We start from the raw sequence: 16,315 nt of genomic DNA, 5'->3' as shown, positions 1-16,315 counted from the left end.
GGCGCGGCGACTAACGATGAATCCTGACGATATTGGTGAGCCTAGCTCACAGATTAACGCCGTTCGCCTGCCACCCATGGCAGCGCTTCGCTGCTTCGAGGCGGCGGCGAGGCTCGAAAGCTTCAGCCGCGCTGCGGAGGCGTTGCATCTAACCCATGGCGCGATCAGTCGGGCAGTCCGTCTCGTGGAGGACGAGTTGGACGTGGCGCTGTTTGAAAGGCGGAGCCGACGCGTCTTCCTGACGGACGCCGGCCGCAAGCTCGCGACCGCCGTGCGCGAGGGCTTTGCTCTCGTCGAGGCCGCCGTCCGGGAGATCAGGGAAGAGGCGAGGGTGTCTGCCCTCGTGGTTTCCTGCGAGCCGACGCTTCTGATGCGCTGGCTCATCCCGAGGTTGCCGGATTTTCAAGGGCGGCACCCGGATGTCCCTGTACATCTCGTTGCCGGAGGCGGTCCGGTAACGCTGGGGCGCGGCATCGATCTCGCTATCCGGCGAAACGATTTCCTGCAGACGGGCGCGGTCCATGCGACCCCGCTGTTTCGCGAACGCACTGGCCCGGTCTGCCGTGTCGACAAGGTTGCGTCTTTTTTCGACCGGCCTGACGCGGGCCGCCTGCCGGAACTGCGCGCCAATGCGGTACTCCTCCAGTCGCGTAGCCGCCCGGACGCGTGGGAAACCTGGGCGAGGCTCGCCGATTGCCGCACGCTCGGGCGGCGCTCACAGAGTTTCGAGCATTTCTACATAAGCCTTCAGGCCGCGGTCGCCGGAATCGGCGTCGCGATCGGGCCTTGGCAGCTTGTTCGTGACGACGTCGATAGTGGCATTCTGGCCGCGCCCGCGGGATTTATCGAGGACGGAACGATCTACCAACTGCTCGCACCAGCAGCCATTGTCGAGGGGAGCCCCCACGCCAAACTGCGCGACTGGCTGTTGGAAGACGCTATCTGAAACGAAGCGTTTTCAATTCTGTTATTTGCATAAAGGGCAACAACGTCATACGTTTACCGCCGAAGCACGCACAACCGGGGATGCCGATCATCCAAAGGGTGTGTATGCCATCTGAAATACAAACCATTCGACCCCGCGGGTCCCGGAGCGGCGCCATGACTATCCTCAAAACCGATCTCGACCACGGGTGCGGCGCGATGCGCCAGTCCACGGCGCTGCGCCGGAAAACGCTGAACGGGACGGCTCGCACGGTGAAAAATTTGCTGGCGCCGGCAATCACGGCTTGCCTTGTCGCCCTGGCGGCGCCGGCGGTCGGCCACGCCGCGAGTTGCAAGGACGCGGCCGCACCCGGCGCTGATTGGACCGACTGCAACAAGAAGGCGCTCATGCTTGGCGGTAGCGATCTGCAAGGTGCCAATCTGGTCAACACGGATTTCACCTTGACCGACCTGCGGGGCGCCAATCTGATTGGCGCCAACCTGGAGAAGGCAACACTGGTGCGTTCATCGGTGGCTGGTGCCTTGGCCGAAGGGGCGAACTTTTCGAAAATCGAAGCCTATCGCTGCAATTTCGCCGGTATCGCCGCCGAGAAGGCATCCTTCGTCAACTCCGAACTGCAGCGGGCCAATTTCAGCGGCGCCCGGCTGACGGGTACGAGCTTCGAGAAAGCCGAACTCGGACGGGCGAATTTCGATAGGGCGGAATTGACCGGAACCCGCTTTTCTCACGCCAACCTGTCGCGCGCCAGCTTTAGCAACTCGAGCTTCACGGGACCGATCGACTTCGATGGTGCGTTCATGTTCCTGACGCGGATCGAGGGCGTAAACCTCTCCGAGGCGACCGGGCTCGAACAGGAGCAGGTCGACATGACCTGCGGCGATAGCTCGACCAAATTGCCAGCCGGTCTGAACACACCGGCGGGGTGGCCCTGCGCCTCCGATTAGAGGCTTTCGCTGCCCTCCGAACACTCGCGGGGTGCGTTCGACCTGAACTTCGACGAAAGCTCTTACCGATGACGGCGGGACGGCAGTTTCGCGACTCCGCCCCGCGCGTGCTTCGCGAAATCGACCGGGTCCGCGACGAAAGCGACACACCTGAAAACGAGACACTGCATCCCGATCCGGCGTTCGGAAAGCCGTGGCCTATTTTTGTGCCCGATCCCGACGTGGAAGATAGCGGCTGATTTATCAACGCTTGGGCCGGCAGTGCGGACGGCGCAGATACCGGGCGGGGATGCGTTGCCGAAGCGTTGGATGTGACAAGCAGCTAATCTGATCGCGGAATTCGTGGTGGTGGTGGTGAAACAAAGCCTTTTAGGATTGCACTCCGCAGTTCGGCTAAATCGACAACCTGACGAGTTTGGCGCGGCCCGCGATCAAGTCCGCAAAGTGATTTATCGTAGCGGAATCGATGCGGAGGTGTGAGATGCCTTCCAATACTTTCGCTACCCCTTCAGCGGTGGAGTCGACCAAGTCTGTAATCCGGCGGCGCACCAAACGGAAACCAACTCCGGCTTCCTTTGCAAAAGCCTGCCAACCATCGGCGTCCATCTCGGCGAGAGTGGCACGCTTTCCGATCCTCATGGCCATTTTTGGTGAAAGGTCTGGATAGGCAACGGTTGAAAGCAGGTCGTACAACGGAGCCATTCCAGGTCCCTGCTCATCGTAGAGGAATGAGAAATTCTTGCCGTGTGCGTCGGCATTCCGGACGATAAGGTTAAAGATCGCGGCGTCCAGCAGCTTCAACACATCTGTAGCGGGCCGCGCCGATACTCGCCGCAATAGCTCAAAGCAATCCTTGAATGTCGGTCCGCCTTCGCTGGCATACTTCGTTTCAGGAGGCACGCTTAGCGCCTGGCAAAAATCTTCCTGGTGTATGCGTCGCACGACGCCGCTGGCATCGCGGACACGGTCATATCTTTCGACCAGAAGAAACGAGCGCCCTTCCGCAGACCTCGGCTCGACGGGGGCGACGTCTAGGCCGATCGTGGCGCCGAGCTTCATAACGAAGGCTTCGTTTTCGGTCGTCCCTGGGAAGCGCGCGATCGGCGGCTTAAGTATGTGTGTGGTCGCCTGGCCGGGAAGCGGAAGCGCGATCTGCCCGTCAACCAGAACAACTGGCACTTTCGATTGCGCGCCCGCCAACGATAGTCTCAAGCCTTCCTCGCCGGCCAGTAGCGGCCGCAAAGGAAGTGCGTCCAGCACGCGAACGATTCCTGCGTCGTCAAGTGGCGTCGGCTGCAGGTCCGCAATCGGTCCTGTCTCTATGGGTTCCTGATCTTCCGGCAAGAATTGAAGAGCGCCGGCAACATCGCCGCCCAAGCGATCGAGTAGCGCGAAATCATTTGCAGGTGAGACGCCCAATGCTTGCGCTGCAACCAAGCGCTGGCTTTCTTCGGGCAGCAGGCCGCCAAAAAATGGTCTGCATTCACGACGGGAAAAACGCTGCGGGCGCTTCGGGAGGGAGGCTGAAAGCGGAAGTGTGCTTTCATCATCAAGCCAAGCTTCAGCGTAGGCGAAGCCGATATCGCCGTGCCGATCCTGGGAGAATTGCCCGACAATTCGACCATCCCACCAGACGTTGAGAACCCTTTTCATCATTGTCTGCGTTCACCAGGAACCAGAATATCGACCGAACAGCCGAGCGTTTGCAGAACCTGCAACACTTTTCCTATCTGTGCTGTCGGCTTGCCGGCCTCGAGATCGACAATGAACCGGAGCCCGACGCCAGCAACGCCGGCGAGTTCGTCCTGCCGCAAGTTTTGCTCCTTGCGTGCGCTTCGGACCAGGGCGCCGATATCAGATGGAGTTTTGACCCGTTTTGCCATCGTTATTTTCCCGCTCGGGAAAGTATCAGCATATTGGGTGCGCTGTCGAGATTAATTTTCCCGAACGGGAAAATTAACGCGGCCGCATGATGTCTTCCGCAGATAATTTCCCGATCGGTAAACTCTATAGGAGGTTGGCTCGGCGCGGCCAATCGATCGATGCGGCTGAGCGGCGCTTGTGGCAATCGAGTCCGGTTTCAGGTCAAGCAAAGAAATTGGCACCATTCGTCGCGATCGCATCCTTCAAAGAAGCGAGAACTGCTTCGGACGTGCAATTTGCGTCTATAGAGCGGCCGGCCGCAACGATATCAGAGATATAAGTTTCGGCGATCGGGCCGTCACGGTCGATGATTTCTTCGAATTCGGCAGGCCCTCGCCGGACGACAGGACCAACCGCAACTCTACGCCAGGTGCCGCTTTGCGGCGATGGCCAGGCATTCCTTGAAAGCCTCGAGGTCGGTAAGGCGATCGGCCTCTGGCACTTCGCGCTTGATCAGCGCCCCCTCGCGGCGAAGGATGCCACCATCCAGCATCAGATTGTCGGCCATGTCGAAATCTTCGATGCTGAGGCCGTCGGCGCCTGCCATGCGTCCGTCGGGGCGCTGTGCAGCGTTGCCTCTGTAATGATCATTCAGGATGCGTTCGTAGTAGCTGCGCGAAGTGTTGGTATAGGCATAGACGTGCTTGCCGCGGCCGCACATGAAGCCGAGCTCGAACACCGTGCCGACATCGGCACTGATGCCGCGAAACGGCGTCAGGTTGGCGATGATCATATCCGAGGCGAGCATCATGCCCTCGTCCACCGCATAGATCGCAAGGCCGCGTTCATGTTTGGTGGGCGCCGGCGGGATTTCGAGATCGCCCGGCACCAGCGGCGTGAAGCCGGCCGCCCGCGCCAGCGCCGCCTTCTCCTTCTGGATCTCGACCGCATTGGGCAGAAAAACTTCCGGGCCAGCGAGATAGACTTTCACGCTCATTCCTCCTCACGTCGCAAGCGGTCAATCTAGGAGAGCAACGCAGCCGCGCCTAGCTGCCGACCAAAACAAGCGCGCTTACCCACGGATTTTTCTCATCTTTTGCCAAGCCGATGTAGACGCGGCCGCCGATGTGACGTTGGTCCGGATCGCCATGGACAGAAGCGCCGGGCGTCCGCTATGTCTGGCAACCGACCTTACGCAACGATCGAGGCACCCATGTCCATCCAAGCTTTGACTACCTATGTCGGCGTCGCTCACCCCTGGATGTGCGACACGATGGGACACATGAATGTGCGCCACTACGCCGCAATGTTCGACGATGCGAGCTTCCAGCTTCTCGGCCACATCGCCGGCGTGGAGACGGAATCGGGCAGGGGGTGGGCAGACGTGCGCTCCGAGGTCGAATACAAACACGAAACCAAGGCTGGCGCGCTGATCTCCATCCGGTCGTGCGTCATCAAGCTTGGCCGCTCGTCGGTCACCTTCGAGCAGATCATGTCCGGTACGCTCGACGGCATCGTGCATGCGGTCAACAGGACCACGACCGTACGTTTCGATCTTGAGGCACGCGCGGCCATTGCGTTGGAGCCAGACGCGCGGGCGCGCGCCGAGGCGCTCCTGTCGAGCAACGAGCCTGCACGCGCAGATCAATCGGCATAGACGCGTTCTTCAACCGGCGTTTCTGCGATCAGCGTCTGCAAACCGGCGATCAGCGCCTTCTCGGCCCGGTTGATCGCTTTCTCCGGGTTCGTCAGCATGAAGATGTCGATGGCGGGCGGATTGTCATAGGGTGGCAGGCGCCACAGGAGCCCGTCCGCCACATCGCGGCGGGCGACATGCAGCGGTAGCGAGCCGACGCCGAGACCGGCGAGCGTCATCCGGCGCACCTCTTCGAGACTTGACGAAACGCCGACGACATTGGCGTTGAGCTTGGCTTCGCTGCGAAGCAGCGCCACAGGTCGAAGCGCGTCGGCGATATGGTCGGTATGGAAGGAAACCGACGTCTCGCCTTTGAGGTCGGCAAGCTTCAATCCGTCCCTGCCGAACAACCGGTGGTGCGGGCCGCAGAAAAAGCCGAAAAACTCCCGGAAGACCATCAGATAGTCGAGCGCCGGATCCCGGACACTGACAAGACAAAGACCGAAGGAGGCACGCTTCTCCCGCACCTGGCGCGTGACCTCGCCGCTTGGTCCGACGTTGATCGTCAGCGTGGCGCGCGGATAGCTACGGTGAAACTCCATCAGCGCCCGGTCGAAGATCGGTGAGACCACGTGGCTTGCAACCGCGATCGTCACGTGGCCGGTGACGTCGTCACTGACGCCGCGCACGAGTTGCGGCAGCTGCGAGATCGTGCCGAAGACTTCCACGCTCTGCTCATAAAGCAACTGTCCGACTTCTGTGAGATCGAAACGCGTCGCGTCACGTTCGACGAGCCGGCGTCCAACGCGGTCTTCCAGCCGTCGAAGCGCGTTGCTGACGCTCGGTTGCTTGAGGTTCAGCCGCTCGGCCGCGCGCGTGATGCTTTTCACCTCGGCAATCACCACGAAGGTGCGCAGCAGGTTCCAGTCGAGCTCCCAGACGAGCCGTTCCAATCGCGGTGATGCCATTCCTGAAATCTATGCCTTCTATTTCCATTATCTATTTGCGCAATGCTGAAGCAGAAGCAATCATGAAATTCGGAAGGCGCCCCTTGCCAATCCCAAGCGCACAAGAAGGCGCGCCCCAATACAGAGGAACAAGGAACATTTCATGAAGACCCTATTCTCCGGCCTCTTGGCCGCGACGCTCACCATTGCTGCGACTTTTTCCGCCGTCTCGGCTCGGGCTGACGACCTGGAGAACGTCAAGTCCGCCGGCGAACTGAAGATCGCCATGTCGGGCCAGTACCCGCCCTTCAATTTCGTCAATGAAGAAAACCAGGTCGTTGGTTTCGACGCCTCGATCGGCCAGGCGATCGCCGAGCGCGTCGGCGTCAAGGGCACGCTGGTGACCACTGCCTGGGACGGCATCATCGCCGGCCTGCTTGCCAACAAATACGACACCATCGTCGGCTCGATGACGATTACCCCGGAGCGGGAGAAGGTCGTCGACTTCGTCGGCCCCTATTACCATGCCGGCCGCGCCGTCTTCGTCAGCGAAGCATCTGGTGTCCAGAAGCTCGACGAACTCAAGGGCAAGACGCTTGGCGTCACGCTCGGCGAAACCCATGAGAAATGGGCGCGCGAGCAGGGCGGCTGGGACGTTCGCACCTACAAGGGCCTGCCGGAACTGCTGATGGAACTGAAGAGCGGCCGCGTCGATGCGGTCGTCGTCGACAACATCCCGGTGATGGTTGCTGTCAAGGAGACCGGCGAGAAGGTCCGCCGCCTCGAAACGCCTGATATCGAAGGCGGCAGCGTCGCGATCGGTATCGCCATCCGCAAGAACAATCCGGAACTGAAGGCGGCGATGCAGAAGGCACTCGAGGACATGCTGGCAGACGGCTCCTACGAGAAGATCGCGATGCAATGGGTCGGCAGCGACATCCGCTGATCCCCTACGCTTCCGTCTCTCCGGCCGCCGCATGAGCTGCGGCCGGAGATCATGAGTTTGCCTTCCGGAGTTTCCCCATGGACGTTTCGCTGGTGCAGCGCGTCTTCCCGTTTTTCGTGGAAGCGGCGTGGATCACGATCGAGATCTCGGTACTTGCGCTTGCGCTCGGCCTCGTCGTTGCGTTCCTGATATCGGCTGCAAAGATGTCGCGCTCGTTCCTTTTGCGCGCCTTCGGCACCGCCTATGTCAGCCTGTTTCGCGGCACGCCCTGCCTCATCCAGCTTTTCGTGCTCTACTTCGGTGGCCCGCAGATCGGTATCAATCTGGAGCCCTTTGCTGCCGGCGTCATCGGCCTCGGCCTCAACATCGGCGCCTACATGGCAGAATCCATCCGCGGCGCCATCCTGTCGGTTGACCGTGGGCAAACGGAAGCCGCCCGCTCGATCGGCTTCAGCCGGTTCCAGACCATGCGCAAGGTCGTGTTGCCGCAAGCCGCGCGTCTCATGATCCGCCCGCTCGGCGTCAATGCCGTGGCGCTCGTCAAGGGATCGGCGCTGGTCTCGACGATCTCGGTGGTCGAACTCACCTACACGGCGCAGCGCTATATCGGTTCGACCTACAAGCCGTTCGAGATCTTCGGCGTGGCCGCCGTGCTCTACATGCTCATCGTCTATGTCGTCGCGCGGATCGTCGATCTGCTTGATCGACGCTACGCCATAGCCTGAGGGAGGAGCGCCATATGCAAGGTCTCGATTTCAGCGTCGTTCCACCCTATGCCGATATCCTCTGGATGGGTGTCTGGTGGACCGTCGTTCTGACCATTTCCGCCGCCGCGATCAGCTTCGTCTTCGGCATAGTATTCGCCCTTGTCGTGCTCTACGCACCGAAGTCGGTGGCCCTCCCGGTGCGCGGTTTCATGTGGCTGTTCATGGGCACGCCGCTGCTCCTGCAACTGTTCCTGATCTATTACGGGCTCGGGCAGTTGGGCCTCAAGATCCCTGCCTTGATCGCCGGCATCATCGGTCTCGGCCTGCACTTTGCCGTCTACAATGCCGATATCCTTCGCGCCGGTATCGTGGCCGTCGATCCCGGCCAGACGGAGGGCGCGCGCAGCCTTGGGTTTGGTCGGATGCAGACGCTGCGTTACTTCGTCGTGCCGCAGGCGATCCGCAACACCATTCCCGCCATGGGCAACAACCTGATCGTGCTTCTGAAGGAATCGTCCCTCGTCTCGATCATCGGCATTGCCGAACTGGTGCACGCAGCACAGCTCGCGATCAGCGAGACATTCCGGCCGTTCGAATTCTACATCACGGTTGCCGCTCTCTATTACATCCTCAATCTCGTCCTCGAAGCGGGTCTGCGCCAGGTCGAAAAGAACGTGGAGGTCTCCCGATGACCGCTCAGAAACCCATGGTCGAAGTGAAGGGCGCCCGCAAAAACTACGGCGCGCTGGAGGTCCTGAAGGGCATCGACCTCTCCGTTGCCCGAGGACAGATCGTCGCGATCATCGGCCCGAGCGGGTCGGGCAAGAGCACGCTGTTGCGGTCGATCAACCACCTGGAGACGCTGAATGGCGGCGAGGTCTGGCTCGATGGCGTAAAGGTCAATCAGAGCCTGAAGGGCCAGGCCTTCGAGCGGCACATCAATGCGGTGCGCCAGCAGATGGGCATGGTGTTCCAGCACTTCAATCTGTTTCCGCACCTGACCGTCCTGCAGAACATCACCATGGGCCCGATCATCCTGAAGGGCATGGGCAAGGCTGCGGCGCGTGAGCTCGCCATCGAGCTTCTGTCGAAGGTGGGGCTCAAGGATAAGGTCGATGCCTTTCCGTCACGGCTTTCCGGTGGACAGAAGCAGCGCGTGGCGATCGCTCGCGCGCTCGCAATGCAGCCGAAGGTAATGCTCTTCGACGAAGCGACCTCGGCGCTCGATCCGGAACTGGTCGACGAGGTGAACGCCGTCATGAAACAGCTCGCTGCCGAGCACATGACCATGCTGATCGTCACCCACGAGATGCGCTTTGCCGGCGAGGTCGCCGATCGCGTGCTGTTCATGGATGGCGGGGTCGTCGTCGAGCAAGGGGCGCCGAGCGAGATCTTCCGCCAGCCGACGCAGGAGCGCACCCGGGCGTTCCTCAAGAAATACCTGGCAGCGTGATGGGTGCCGCGATGGACAAAAGCAATCAGTATCCCGATTTCGGCCTGACGCCGGAACAGCGCCGCGAGGCGGTGCTCGGTCACTATTACGAATATCCGGGCATGGACGGTGAGCGCGGCGAGATCTGGTGCTACACCGACGCCTATGCCTATCCGTCCGGTGCCACCGCGCGGCTACAAGTGAGCTCTTCAGCTTCACGGTTCTCGCTCGAAATTACGCGCGATGGAGCGACAGAGACGACGGTTTTCAAGCGCGACGCGCTCGATGCGCGCTGGCAGGAAACGCCGGACCAATGTTCGGTCATCGGCTGCGGCTGGGAAACGTGCTTCGAATTCAAGATTGCCGAAGACTGGCCGTCCGGCGCTTACCGCATCACGCTGAGAGCCGAGGGCAGGGATGGCGCGCCGATCCATTGCCACCATCTCTTCATCGTGCGGCCACTCGCCGGTCGCAAGCCGGGCCGGGTGCTGCAGGTGGCGGCCACCGGCTCCTGGACCTCGTATAACACCTGGGGCGGCTCCAACCACTACCAGGGCATTACGGGACCCAATCGCGATCAATACGCGACGACGGTCAGCATCGAGCGCCCTTTCTGCCGCGGCTTCGTCGTGCTGCCCCAGGATGCTCCACGGGTGCCCTTGGAAATCTATGCGCCGATGGCGGTTGCCCCGCGCTATCCGCACATGGAATGGGCCTATGCCAACGGCTATTCCAAGAAATATGCCTCGTCCGGCTGGGCGAGCTATGACAGCCACTTCTTCCGCTGGGCGGAACGTCAAGGTTATGCCGTCGATCTCGCCAGCCAGCACGAGCTTCATTTCAACCCGGAGATCCTCGACGGCTACGATTGCGTCGTCTTCGTCGGCCATGACGAATACTGGACCTGGGAAATGCGCGATGCGGTCGACAACTATGTCGAACGCGGCGGAAAGGCGGCGCGCTTTGCCGGCAACTTCATGTGGCAGACGCGCCTCGAAGACGGCGGCAAGCGCCAGGTTTGCTACAAATACCGCTCACGGGCCGAAGACCCAGCCTATCGCTCGACAGATCCGACGCGCACCAGCGGCTCCTGGGAAGCGGCCGAGATCGGCCGGCCTGGGGCGGCGACATTTGGGCTCAACGCCACCCGCGGCCTTTACGTCGGCTGGGGCGGTTGCGCCCCGCGTGGTGCGCGGGGCTTCCCGGTCTATCGGCCCGAGCATTGGGCCTTCTCCGGAACGGGCATCTATTACGGTGATATCCTCGGTTCGGAAGGCCATGCGTTTGGTTACGAGGTTGATGGCCTCGACTATATTATCCGTAACGGCCTGCCGGAGCCGACGGAGGACAGCGGCGCGCCCGAGGGCCTCGAAATCCTCGCGCTCGGCATGTCGTCGCTGAAGGAAGAAAGCGCCGACATTCCGGCGGACGACCAATTCCTTTCCGATGCCGACGCGAAATTCGTCGCCGAAACGCTGATCGGCGACACTGCCCCTGCGGCCGTCGAACGCGTCAAGCGCGGCTGTGGCATGATCGTCAATTTCCCGCGCGGCAAAGGCGAGGTGTTCCACGCCGGAAGCTGCGAATGGGTGGCGGCCCTCAAGCGCGGTGACGCGATGGTCGAGCGCGTCACCGCTAATGTTCTCAATCACTATCTCACTCGCTGACAGAGATTTGCCATGCTCAAGACGACAGCTTCCAACGAACGACCTGCCTCGCATCTCTTCTACCAGTCGCGCTTGCGCCGGCCGCTGGTCGATCGGGCCGAAGGCATCTATCTCTGGGACCAGGACGGACGCCGGGTAATCGACGGCTCAAGCGGCGCCATGGTGGTCAATATCGGCCACGGCAACCGCAATGTGCTCGACGCCATGAAGAGCCAGATGGACCGCGTCACCTTCGCCTACCGCCTGCACTTTGAAAACGAGCCGGCCGAAGATCTGGCCCGCCGCGCGGCGGAAAAGCTGCCGGAGGGCATGGACAAGATCTTCTTCGTTTCCGGTGGCTCGGAAGCAGTCGAATCCTGCCTCAAGCTCGCGCGGCAATGGGCCGTCGCGACCGGTCAGAAGGACCGCTGGAAGGTGATCTCGCGCTTTCCGTCCTACCATGGCGGCACGCTCGGGGCGCTGGCAGTCACCGGTTATGCGGCGCTCTCCGATCCTTTCTCGCCGATGATGCGCGAAATGCCGAAGGTGCCTGCGCCGACCGCCTATCTCGATCGGGACAACCTGACGATGGAGCAGCGCGGCATCAAATATGCCGACATGCTGGAGGAGAAGATCCAGGCGGAAGGCCCGCAGAGCGTGCTCGCCTTCATCATGGAGCCGATCGGCGGCGCTTCCACCGGCGCGCTCGTGGCACCCGACAGCTACTATCCGCGCATTCGCGAGATCTGCGACAAGTACGGCATCCTATTGATCCATGACGAGGTCATGAGTGGTGCTGGCCGCACCGGAAAATTCCTCGGCGGCGACCACTGGAATTGCCGCCCGGATCTGATCGCCCTGTCGAAGGGCTTTGCTTCGGGCTACTGCCCCCTTGGTGCCATGGCCGCACCGTCGCGGATCGTTCAGCCGGTGCTCGACGCCGGTGGGTTCCAGCACGGCTTCACCTATGCAGGCAATCCGCTCGCTTGCGCCGCTGGTCTCGCCGTTCTCGACGAAATCGATCGGCTTGGCCTGATCGATAATGCCGCTGCCATGGGCGATGCTTTGAAAGCTGAACTCGTGGCGCTCTCCAATCGGTTCCCCTTCATCGGCGACGTGCGCGGCAAGGGACTGCTGCTCGCGGCCGAGTTCGTCTCCGATCGTGAGAGCATGAGGCCGTTGCCGAAGGAGTTGAATGCGCACCAGCGCATGGTCGATCTCGCCTATGAGCGCGGCCTGATCATCTATTCACGGCGTACGCGCGGCGGTGTGGAGGGCGACCATTTCCTCGTCTGCCCGCCGATGATCATCACCCGTGAGCAGATCGGCGAGATCGTCGCCATCCTTGGCGACGTACTCGAAGTGCTCGCCGAAGAACTCAATCTTCCCGTCAACCGCTGAGGGCTCGACCATGACGAAGTCCAAAACATCGCGCAGAGTGATCATCACCTGCGCGGTGACGGGATCGGTGCATACGCCGACCATGTCGCCTTACCTGCCGATCACGCCTGACCAGATCGCCTCTGAGGCGATCGCCGCGGCCGAAGCTGGTGCGTCAATCCTGCATCTGCATGCGCGCAACCCTGAGGATGGCCGCCCGTCGGCCGATCCGGCGCTGTTCATGCAGTTCCTTCCGCGCATCAAGCAGTCGACCGATGCGGTCATAAACATCTCCACCGGCGGTTCGTCGCTGATGGCGCTGGAAGATCGGCTTGCGGCTTCGCTGCGCGCCGAACCGGAAATGTGTTCGCTGAACATGGGCTCGATGAACTTCGCTTTGTTTCCGGCGCTCGACAAGCCGACGGAGTGGAAACACGAATGGGAACCGCAGCTTCTCGAAGCAACGCGGAGCTCCATCTTCAAGAACACCTTCGCCGACATGGAATTCATCCTGACGCGGCTTGGCCAGGGCTGCGGCACGCGCTTCGAGTTCGAGTGTTATGATGTCGGCCATCTGTATTCGCTGGCGCATTTCCGCGATCGCGGCCTGGTGTCCGGGCACCTTTTCATCCAGTTCGTCTTCGGCGTGCTCGGCGGCATCGGTGCGGATCCTGAGAACCTGACGCACATGAAACGCATCGCCGACAAGCTCTTTGGCGACGACTACTCGTTCTCGGTGCTCGCCGCCGGCCGTCACCAGATGCCGATGATCACCATGGCTGCTGCCATGGGCGGCAATGTGCGCGTGGGGCTAGAAGACAGCCTCTATAACGGCCGCGGGACGCTCGCGACCAGCAATGCCGAGCAGGTCCATCGCATCCGCGCAGTTCTCGACGCCTTGTCACTGGAGGTTGCAACCCCTAAGGAGGCACGCGCGCTTCTCGGCCTCAAGGGCGGAGATCAGGTGGCATTCTGAGGCCGGCGACACGGGCATGGTTCGACTTGAGCCTTCGCCTGCTGGCAGTGAAAGGGAAAACAGTGACGACGATGCAGCACTCCACGGCTGATATCCGAATTCGCGCAGGCGAACCAGGAGATGCCGACACCATACATAACGCGATCCTGGCTATGGGGCGTGGGCTCGAAATGGCGGACAAGGTCAGCTGCACAGTCGATGAGTATCGCCGTTTCGGCTTCGGTCCGAACGCCGCCTTCCACAGTCTGATCGCCGAGGCGGGTGCAGATCTTGCCGGTCTTTGCCTGTTCTTCCCGATCTTTTCGACCTGGCGCGGGAGGCCCGGCGTCTTCGTGCAGGATCTGTATGTCGACGATCGTTTCCGTGGCCTCGGTATCGGCGAGCGCCTGCTTCGCGAAGTGGCCACATGGTCGAAGGCGCGGGGCGGCGACTATCTGCGGCTGGAAGTCGACGTGGAGAACTTGCCGGCGCAGCGCCTTTACGAGCGTATCGGCATCACCTGGCAGACGAAAGATCGCGCTCATGCCGCGTATGGCGAGGCGTTCGGGGCTCTGGCCGGGGACTGAAAGTTTGACGACGCAGGAAAGGGAGACAGCATGAAAGCCTTCTATGCAGCCGAACAGAAGCGCCATAACCCGAAGGCCTTTCTGTCGAGCGGCGCGCCGCAGCCCAATCCGGAGCAGCCGGAACGGGTCGAGCGCCTGCTCACCGGTGCCCGTGCCGTCGGCTGCGAGATCCTGCGGCCCCGCGATCACGGGCTCAGCCCGATCGCCGCGGTGCACACGCCGGAGTATCTCGATTTTCTCGAACATATCTACGCGCGCTGGCAGCGTATCGCCGAGGCTTCGGAGGAGGTGATCCCGAACATCCATCCGCTAGCGCGGAACGGTCGGTACCCGGCGTCGGCGGTCGGGCAGGCCGGTTACCACATGGCCGATACCGCGTGTCCGATCTCGGGCGAAACCTGGGAGAGCGTGTGCTGGAGCGCCTGGAGCGCTGTTGATGCCGCCGATGCGGTCATGGCGGGCGAACGGGCGGCCTATGCGCTCTGCCGGCCACCGGGCCATCATGCCTTTGCCGACGTCGCCGGCGGCTTCTGCTTCGTCAACAATTCGGCGGTCGCCGCGCAGCGCTTCCTGACAAATGCTGCCCGCGTGGTGATCCTCGACATCGACCTGCACCATGGCAACGGCACGCAAGGCATCTTCTACCAGCGCTCCGACGTGCTCACGATCTCGATCCATGCGGACCCAGTGCGTTTCTACCCGTTCTTCTGGGGCCATGCGGACGAGCGCGGCGAGGGGCCGGGCCTCGGCTACAACCTCAACCTGCCGCTCGAACGCAAATCCGGCGATGCGGAATTTCTCGCCGCGCTCGACGTCGCCTTCCGCCGCATCCGCGCTTACGCGCCGGACGCGCTGGTTGTCGCGCTCGGCCTGGATGCCTTCGAAGGCGATCCTTTCGGGGGTCTCTCGGTCTCTACTCCGGGCTTTGCCCGGATTGGTGAGGCGATCGCGGGCCTCGGCCTTCCGACCGCGATCGTACAGGAAGGCGGTTATCTCTGCGATGCGTTATCGGACAACCTGACGTCCTTCCTCTCCGGCTTTGGCGGCGCGCCATAGCGCTCGAGCAATTCCGGGAAAAATGTGAAGCGGTTTTCCGCCCGGAATCGCGTGATCCAAGTGCGCTGACCGTCACTATTGTGTGGTCGGCCGGGTCGTTTTGCGATCGTGCGTGTCGGGATGCACTCCCGGCAGCGGCGTCGCGAAGACCGCCTCGCTGTCGTCCGGCCGCAATCGGCCCGCTTCGTCGATAAATCCGCGGATCAGCGGCAGGTGCCGGCGCTCGGCAAGGCAGATGGCATATTCGTCGATGAGTTCGCGGGCGTCGTCGATCGGCACGTAGGCGAGACGGGCATCGTGGCCGAATTCGAGGTCGGCGACGACGCCGCAACCGACACCGTTGGCGATCGCTTCGCGCACCCCTTCGCGCGACGAGATCTCGACGATCTGCTGCACGGTGGTGCCGTGTTCGGCGAGGTTCCTTTCGAAGATCTCGCGTGTGCGTGAACCCCTTTCGCGCATGACGAAGGACATGCCCTCCAGCTCCCTCATCTTCACGCCGTCGCGCTCGGCAAGCGGATGGCCGACGGGTACGCATAGCCCGATCCGCATGCTGAGGAAATGAACACCATAAAGGCGCGGATCGTCAGGCGTCTGCGCGGTGATCGCAACATCGGCCCGGTAGTCGAGGATCTGGTCGATGACGCGGGCGGAATTGTCGACCGCGAGCGAGAAGGTCAGTTTCGGCCGGTCGACTTTTAGCCGTGACAGGATCGGCAAAGCCAGGATCGGGCCGTCGGCCGCGACGCGCAAATGCCCGCCATTCGAGCCCGCTTCGCCGCGAAGGAATGCATTCGCCTCCTTCTCGGCTGTGAACAGGCGCGAGGTGATTTCGAACAGGCGCTCGCCGTCGGCACTGAGGCTGACACCGCGTGGCTTCCGCTCAAAGAGGTTGAGACCGCAATGGGCCTCGAGTTCGCGGACATGGGACGAGAGGGTGGACTGGCTGATCGCCATGTCGCGCGCGGCCTGAGAAAACCCGCCGGATTGCGCGACGATATGAAAGGCTCTCAACTGGGTGATCGACATATGGTCCGTTCTGCTGCCTGTGATTGCCGCCACCTGGCGGCGCCGCACATCATTGTCGGCAAAGCTGACAGTCACGTGACATCCGCTCATCTTTTGCACGCTGGACAAAACCGATGGCAGGCATGGGAAAACGCTATGGCCGTTTTACGCTTTGTTAAGCAACTGTCATCTGGTCGGTAAGCGACCTCGCTAACGGTGACGCACGGCCCAGAGCCGATCCCGTTCACCTTAGAGAGAAAGC

At 61.8% G+C, this 16,315-nt stretch carries 18 protein-coding genes; 13 read left to right on the top strand and 5 right to left on the bottom strand.

The window, feature by feature from the left end; genetic code table 11:
* Positions 1–16 precede the first annotated feature (16 nt).
* From IB265_RS31675 to IB265_RS31665, 3 genes are all read left to right on the top strand, one after another.
* A complete protein-coding gene (locus IB265_RS31675) occupies positions 17–946 on the top strand; it encodes a LysR family transcriptional regulator (protein ID WP_192495723.1) in 930 nt (309 codons plus the stop codon).
* A 197-nt stretch (positions 947–1,143) separates the two neighbouring features.
* Positions 1,144–1,890: a pentapeptide repeat-containing protein gene (locus IB265_RS31670; protein WP_082615791.1), complete on the top strand. Its 747-nt coding sequence runs from the start codon at positions 1,144–1,146 to the stop codon at positions 1,888–1,890.
* Positions 1,869–2,129 carry a hypothetical protein gene (locus tag IB265_RS31665; protein ID WP_375293100.1) on the top strand — a complete coding sequence of 87 codons (261 nt, stop codon included), beginning with the start codon at positions 1,869–1,871 and terminating at the stop codon, positions 2,127–2,129. Before IB265_RS31670 ends, IB265_RS31665 begins: the two co-directional genes overlap by 22 nt.
* 154 nt (positions 2,130–2,283) lie before the next feature.
* Here the strand turns inward: IB265_RS31665 and IB265_RS31660 are convergent, their stop codons facing one another.
* The 3 genes from IB265_RS31660 to IB265_RS31650 form a co-directional block, all read right to left on the bottom strand.
* Complete coding sequence (locus IB265_RS31660; protein ID WP_192495721.1) at positions 2,284–3,546, bottom strand: type II toxin-antitoxin system HipA family toxin; 1,263 nt, start codon at positions 3,544–3,546, stop codon at positions 2,284–2,286.
* On the bottom strand, positions 3,543–3,773 hold the full coding sequence (locus IB265_RS31655; RefSeq protein ID WP_057249517.1) for a helix-turn-helix transcriptional regulator: 231 nt from the start codon (positions 3,771–3,773) through the stop codon (positions 3,543–3,545). The genes IB265_RS31660 and IB265_RS31655 overlap by 4 nt, the downstream gene beginning before the upstream one ends.
* 401 nt (positions 3,774–4,174) lie before the next feature.
* Complete coding sequence (locus IB265_RS31650; RefSeq protein WP_057249519.1) at positions 4,175–4,750, bottom strand: nucleoside 2-deoxyribosyltransferase; 576 nt, start codon at positions 4,748–4,750, stop codon at positions 4,175–4,177.
* 216 nt (positions 4,751–4,966) lie between these two features.
* Here IB265_RS31650 and IB265_RS31645 point away from each other — a divergent pair, with 216 nt between their 5' ends.
* Positions 4,967–5,410 carry a thioesterase family protein gene (locus tag IB265_RS31645; protein ID WP_112994944.1) on the top strand — a complete coding sequence of 148 codons (444 nt, stop codon included), beginning with the start codon at positions 4,967–4,969 and terminating at the stop codon, positions 5,408–5,410.
* Here the strand turns inward: IB265_RS31645 and IB265_RS31640 are convergent.
* A complete protein-coding gene (locus IB265_RS31640; protein ID WP_057249523.1) occupies positions 5,398–6,357 on the bottom strand; it encodes a LysR family transcriptional regulator in 960 nt (319 codons plus the stop codon). The genes IB265_RS31645 and IB265_RS31640 overlap by 13 nt on opposite strands.
* A 142-nt stretch (positions 6,358–6,499) precedes the next feature.
* Between IB265_RS31640 and IB265_RS31635 the strand changes: the two genes are divergently transcribed.
* The 9 genes from IB265_RS31635 to IB265_RS31595 all read left to right on the top strand — a co-directional run bounded on the left by IB265_RS31635 (position 6,500) and on the right by IB265_RS31595 (position 15,045).
* A complete protein-coding gene (locus IB265_RS31635) occupies positions 6,500–7,282 on the top strand; it encodes an ABC transporter substrate-binding protein (RefSeq protein WP_112994943.1) in 783 nt (260 codons plus the stop codon).
* Positions 7,283–7,359: 77 nt separating this feature from the next.
* Positions 7,360–8,007 carry an amino acid ABC transporter permease gene (locus IB265_RS31630; RefSeq protein WP_057249527.1) on the top strand — a complete coding sequence of 216 codons (648 nt, stop codon included), beginning with the start codon at positions 7,360–7,362 and terminating at the stop codon, positions 8,005–8,007.
* A gap of 14 nt (positions 8,008–8,021) precedes the next feature.
* Positions 8,022–8,681 carry an amino acid ABC transporter permease gene (locus IB265_RS31625; RefSeq protein ID WP_112994942.1) on the top strand — a complete coding sequence of 220 codons (660 nt, stop codon included), beginning with the start codon at positions 8,022–8,024 and terminating at the stop codon, positions 8,679–8,681.
* Positions 8,678–9,442, top strand: a complete 765-nt coding sequence (locus tag IB265_RS31620; RefSeq protein WP_057249531.1) for an amino acid ABC transporter ATP-binding protein — start codon at positions 8,678–8,680, stop codon at positions 9,440–9,442. The genes IB265_RS31625 and IB265_RS31620 overlap by 4 nt, the downstream gene beginning before the upstream one ends.
* Before the next feature lie 11 nt (positions 9,443–9,453).
* Complete coding sequence (locus IB265_RS31615) at positions 9,454–11,088, top strand: N,N-dimethylformamidase beta subunit family domain-containing protein (protein ID WP_113132333.1); 1,635 nt, start codon at positions 9,454–9,456, stop codon at positions 11,086–11,088.
* 12 nt (positions 11,089–11,100) lie between these two features.
* Positions 11,101–12,468, top strand: a complete 1,368-nt coding sequence (locus IB265_RS31610) for an aspartate aminotransferase family protein (RefSeq protein WP_057249533.1) — start codon at positions 11,101–11,103, stop codon at positions 12,466–12,468.
* Between the two features lie 10 nt (positions 12,469–12,478).
* Positions 12,479–13,423: a 3-keto-5-aminohexanoate cleavage protein gene (locus IB265_RS31605; RefSeq protein WP_112994939.1), complete on the top strand. Its 945-nt coding sequence runs from the start codon at positions 12,479–12,481 to the stop codon at positions 13,421–13,423.
* A 71-nt stretch (positions 13,424–13,494) separates the two neighbouring features.
* The gene (locus IB265_RS31600) at positions 13,495–13,989 is read left to right on the top strand and encodes a GNAT family N-acetyltransferase (protein WP_192495767.1); all 495 of its coding nucleotides are present in this window, start codon (positions 13,495–13,497) and stop codon (positions 13,987–13,989) included.
* A gap of 30 nt (positions 13,990–14,019) precedes the next feature.
* Entirely contained in the window at positions 14,020–15,045 is a 1,026-nt protein-coding gene (locus IB265_RS31595; RefSeq protein ID WP_057249538.1) for a histone deacetylase family protein, read from the top strand.
* A gap of 75 nt (positions 15,046–15,120) precedes the next feature.
* On the opposite strand, the gene IB265_RS31590 is transcribed toward IB265_RS31595, so the two are convergent.
* On the bottom strand, positions 15,121–16,149 hold the full coding sequence (locus IB265_RS31590; RefSeq protein WP_244495579.1) for a LysR substrate-binding domain-containing protein: 1,029 nt from the start codon (positions 16,147–16,149) through the stop codon (positions 15,121–15,123).
* Positions 16,150–16,315 lie beyond the last annotated feature (166 nt).

This window comes from Ensifer sp. ENS10, assembly GCF_014852025.1.
In the GTDB taxonomy this organism is placed as follows: Bacteria; Pseudomonadota; Alphaproteobacteria; order Rhizobiales; family Rhizobiaceae; genus Ensifer.
Note: the sequence above shows the minus strand (reverse complement) of the source record. Positions and strands in the feature narration are given on the sequence as shown.

Bases quoted from the DNA above. Each gene is read 5' to 3' on its own strand.
- IB265_RS31675 (WP_192495723.1), top strand. From the start codon at position 17: ATGAATCCTGACGATATTGGTGAGCCTAGCTCACAGATTAACGCCGTT.
- IB265_RS31670 (WP_082615791.1), top strand. From the start codon at position 1,144: ATGCGCCAGTCCACGGCGCTGCGCCGGAAAACGCTGAACGGGACGGCT.
- IB265_RS31660 (WP_192495721.1), bottom strand. From the start codon at position 3,546: ATGATGAAAAGGGTTCTCAACGTCTGGTGGGATGGTCGAATTGTCGGG.
- IB265_RS31655 (WP_057249517.1), bottom strand. From the start codon at position 3,773: ATGGCAAAACGGGTCAAAACTCCATCTGATATCGGCGCCCTGGTCCGA.
- IB265_RS31650 (WP_057249519.1), bottom strand. From the start codon at position 4,750: ATGAGCGTGAAAGTCTATCTCGCTGGCCCGGAAGTTTTTCTGCCCAAT.
- IB265_RS31645 (WP_112994944.1), top strand. From the start codon at position 4,967: ATGTCCATCCAAGCTTTGACTACCTATGTCGGCGTCGCTCACCCCTGG.
- IB265_RS31640 (WP_057249523.1), bottom strand. From the start codon at position 6,357: ATGGCATCACCGCGATTGGAACGGCTCGTCTGGGAGCTCGACTGGAAC.
- IB265_RS31635 (WP_112994943.1), top strand. From the start codon at position 6,500: ATGAAGACCCTATTCTCCGGCCTCTTGGCCGCGACGCTCACCATTGCT.
- IB265_RS31630 (WP_057249527.1), top strand. From the start codon at position 7,360: ATGGACGTTTCGCTGGTGCAGCGCGTCTTCCCGTTTTTCGTGGAAGCG.
- IB265_RS31625 (WP_112994942.1), top strand. From the start codon at position 8,022: ATGCAAGGTCTCGATTTCAGCGTCGTTCCACCCTATGCCGATATCCTC.
- IB265_RS31620 (WP_057249531.1), top strand. From the start codon at position 8,678: ATGACCGCTCAGAAACCCATGGTCGAAGTGAAGGGCGCCCGCAAAAAC.
- IB265_RS31615 (WP_113132333.1), top strand. From the start codon at position 9,454: ATGGACAAAAGCAATCAGTATCCCGATTTCGGCCTGACGCCGGAACAG.
- IB265_RS31610 (WP_057249533.1), top strand. From the start codon at position 11,101: ATGCTCAAGACGACAGCTTCCAACGAACGACCTGCCTCGCATCTCTTC.
- IB265_RS31605 (WP_112994939.1), top strand. From the start codon at position 12,479: ATGACGAAGTCCAAAACATCGCGCAGAGTGATCATCACCTGCGCGGTG.
- IB265_RS31600 (WP_192495767.1), top strand. From the start codon at position 13,495: ATGCAGCACTCCACGGCTGATATCCGAATTCGCGCAGGCGAACCAGGA.
- IB265_RS31595 (WP_057249538.1), top strand. From the start codon at position 14,020: ATGAAAGCCTTCTATGCAGCCGAACAGAAGCGCCATAACCCGAAGGCC.